The 3517-nt window shown below is 57.9% G+C and carries 2 protein-coding genes and 1 pseudogene; 1 reads left to right on the forward strand and 2 read right to left on the reverse strand.

Annotated features, from left to right (window positions below; all coding sequences use genetic code 11):
* Positions 1–520 (forward strand): GntR family transcriptional regulator (locus WCA53_RS10290; protein ID WP_423908727.1); only part of this gene is annotated, 520 nt, incomplete at its 5' end.
* Positions 521–738: 218 nt separating this feature from the next.
* Here WCA53_RS10290 and WCA53_RS10295 read toward each other — a convergent pair.
* On the reverse strand, positions 739–2439 hold the full coding sequence (locus tag WCA53_RS10295) for a methyl-accepting chemotaxis protein (protein ID WP_423908729.1): 1701 nt from the start codon (positions 2437–2439) through the stop codon (positions 739–741).
* A 437-nt stretch (positions 2440–2876) separates the two neighbouring features.
* Positions 2877–3517, reverse strand: a pseudogene (locus WCA53_RS10300) (MFS transporter); the annotation flags it as partial.

The following is a 3517-nucleotide window of genomic DNA, read 5'->3' on the forward strand; positions in this document are numbered from 1 at the left end:
GGGTTATCTGGAGGTGGGATTCCGGCGCGGCTGGAAAGTCTCGCAGATCAACTTCGAGCAACTAGACCAGCTCTACGATCTGCGCATCGTGCTCGAACTGGCATCTCTCGAGCGGCTGACCATGGGCCACGCATCGCACGAGGCGATCGAACGGCTCAGGGCGATCTGGTGCGTCGAGCCCGAGCTGCGGGAGAGCGATCCGGTCACCATGTTCGGCATGGACGAGACCTTCCACCGCCAGCTTGTGGCCGCGACGGGCAATGGCGAAATGCTTCGGGTGCACAACGAGGTCACCGAGCGCATCCGCATTGTGCGGCGGCTGGACTTTCTCAAGCCGCATCGAACCACAGCAACTTATGACGACCACGCAACCATGCTGCGCCTGATCGATCGCAACAAACTGCCCGAGGCAACCATTCTGTTGCGTGCGCACATTACGCAAAGCAAACTCGAAGTGCGCAAGATCACCGTGTCGATGCTTGCCGCCGCGCGCGACGAGAAGCTGCCGTTTGTTTCGTAGCTAGCGTTGCAAATTGCGCCGACGTACGTTTTTAGTTCGATCCTGGGATCTTCTCGATCAAGATCGTGGATCTGTGCGCCGGCCGGTGGGCCTCCTGCCAAAGTAGCCTCGGTGCTGGCTTCGTCAACGTTGCGCGAAGGAGCGTGCGAACGTTCGGTGCCGGCACCGACAGACGCGGTTTGCGCTGCCGGCCAAACACCCGTGAGACGGATGGCAGCCTAAAAGCTGTCCCATTCGCCAGCCTTGACGGTTTGCCTCACTCCAACGGGCTGCGGTGCGGGTCGCTTCAGGGCTGGCGTGCTTGGTACCCTGGCGCGCGCCGGAGCCGCCGCCGTGTGTGATTGCGCTACAGGACGGTTGACGTCGGAGTCGCGTGAGGCGTTCAGCCTGAACATTGAAACCGACGCTTTCAGATCATTCGCCTGCGACTCGAGCGAGCTGGCCGCGGCCGCTGCCTGTTCGACCAACGCCGCGTTCTGCTGCGTGACTGTGTCCATCTGCGTAATGGCCTGGTTGACCTGGCCAATGCCCTTGCTCTGTTCCTGGGATGCAGCGGTGATTTCACCCATGATGTCAGTCACGCGACGAATCTCTTGAGTGATTTCGCGCATCTTCGTTCCGGCTTCCTGCACGTGGCCTGCGCCCGCCCGGACCCGATCCACGGAATCGTGAATCAGCTCCTTGATTTCCTTGGACGCCGCCGAAGAGCGCTGCGCGAGCGAGCGCACTTCTGAGGCCACCACCGCAAAACCTCGCCCCTGCTCGCCCGCTCGCGCGGCTTCCACAGCGGCATTGAGCGCCAGGATATTGGTCTGGAAGGCGATACCCTCGATGAGGCCAACAATGTTGGCAATCTTGTCCGAACTGGCGTTGATGCCGTCCATGGTTTCCACCACGCGCGACACCACGGCGCCGCCCTGCTCCGCCACCTCGGCCGCCTGCGCGGCGAGCTGGTTGGCCTGACTCGCGTTGTCGGCATTCTGAGTAACGGTCGCGGTCAATTGCTCCATGCTCGCCGCCGTTTCCTCAAGCGAAGCAGCCTGCTCTTCGGTGCGCTGCGACAGATTCTGGTTGCCCGCCGCAATCTCGTGAGTGGCGGTGGCAATCGACTCAGCCGACGTCTTGATCGTGCCGATCGTTTGCGTGAGCTGCTCCTGCATGCGCTTCATCGAAAACAGCAGGCTCGAGCGATCGTCCGGCGCTGTCTTCACCACTGCAGTCAGATCGTTGTTGGCAATCTGGTTGGCAATCTCGGCGGCATAGGACGGCTCACCGCCCAATGAGCGGAAGATGCCGCGGTTGAGCAGTACCACGACAGCCGACAGGGCCGCGGCCAGGATCAACAGCATCCCGAGGCTCTGGTACAGATTCGAACGAAATGCCGCATTGATGTCGTCGACGTAAAGCCCTGTCGAGACAATCCAGTCCCACGGCTGGTAACCCACGTTGTAGCTAATTTTCGGCGCAGCTTCGTTAGCGCCCGGCCTCGGAAATGAGTATTCGACAAAGCCTTTGCCATCGCGTTTGACGACACCGACCATTTCCCTGTACATGTACACGCCGTTCGGATCCTTGTCCTCGCCGACCTCCTTGCCATTCAACTCCGGCCGTATCGACATCAGGACCTTCGGCTGCGAATTGATAATCAGGAAGTAGCCGTTTTCGCCATACCGCATGTTGCGGATAGCATCCATGGCCCGTGTCTGAGCTTCCGCTACGGGCATGGTGCCGGCAGCCGCTTGGTCGGCAAAGGTCTTGACGACACTCAGGGCATTCTCCGACACGTGTGTCAGATCCGCCTTGCGCTCGCCTAGCCGCACTTCTCTTGTCTGGTAAGCGTTGTAGATGGAGGTCCCGACGAGACTCACCAAGCTCAAGATCAACGGCAACCAGAGCTTCTGGACAAAGGACAGCTTCATAGGTTTGCAAACCTTTCGAATCGATAGTAGCGGACAGGCAAAATTGCCGTGTTGAAGCCTTATAGACGGCGCATCCCGTTTATCGGCGCGAGCCAGGAATAGTTAAGGGTATTTGCCTAGGTTCTGGTGCACATGGACGTAATGAATGGGTTAGCGTCGTCGGACTACACGAACTGATGAACACTGCTGAGTAAGCTGAAGAGCCGGGACAAGCTGTTTGACGGGCGGTATCTTGATCGAGAGATCATGCTTCTGTGTGTGCGCGAGATGAGGGCGAACGGCTCGCGGCCCGCTGACACCGCGGGCCGATCTTCGGCGCACCTGAACAAACACCCACCGTTTGGAACGCGGTCCCTTTGGGATCAATAAGCAATCCTACCAAACTCACATTTCTCGACTATTTCCGCTATTCGCACCAGAGCAAATCCATCCCCAGCCTAAATTTTCTTATTTCGGATATTGGGCAACAGGAAGCTGCCAATGACTCCAACCAAAGCGGTGATCACGATCGGATACCATAGGCCAGCCAACACATTCCCACCCGACATCGTCAAATACGTTGCTACAAACGGCAGGCTGCCACCTATAACGCCAGACCCAATATGATAGGCAAACGACATTGAGGTATATCGAATGTTCGCTGGAAATAGAGCAACGATGTACCCCGCAACTGGCCCATAGACCATCGAAACCATCAAGGTCATCAATATAAGCAGAGCTACCATTCGCGGATAGTTGATTTTCGCCGGATCCGCCTTCAACGGATAGCCGGCTATCGACAAGGCTTTACCATACGCAACTGGATCGAATCCACGAATCGTATTTCCGTTGACCGACATGGCAACTTCTGCCTTCGCGACAGGCGCGCCGTAGTGAAAACTGATCCCCTTTGAGACCAGAAATTTCTTCGCCTGTACACACGCCTTACTATTGTCGGGATGACTTCCGAGCACCGCAGCGGCAAAGCCGGCGTGACATTCATCCGCGTTTTCCGAAGCGTGGATCAATACGGGATGCGATTGGATCGCTTCAGCGAGAGCCGGGTTGCCTGCGCTCGTAAGCTCGGCAAACATAGGCC

It is taken from the genome of Caballeronia sp., from assembly GCF_049581465.1.
In the GTDB taxonomy this organism is placed as follows: Bacteria; Pseudomonadota; Gammaproteobacteria; order Burkholderiales; family Burkholderiaceae; genus Caballeronia.

Excerpts from the sequence above, each read along its gene's own strand:
- WCA53_RS10295 (WP_423908729.1), bottom strand. The coding sequence starts at position 2,439 with ATGAAGCTGTCCTTTGTCCAGAAGCTCTGGTTGCCGTTGATCTTGAGC.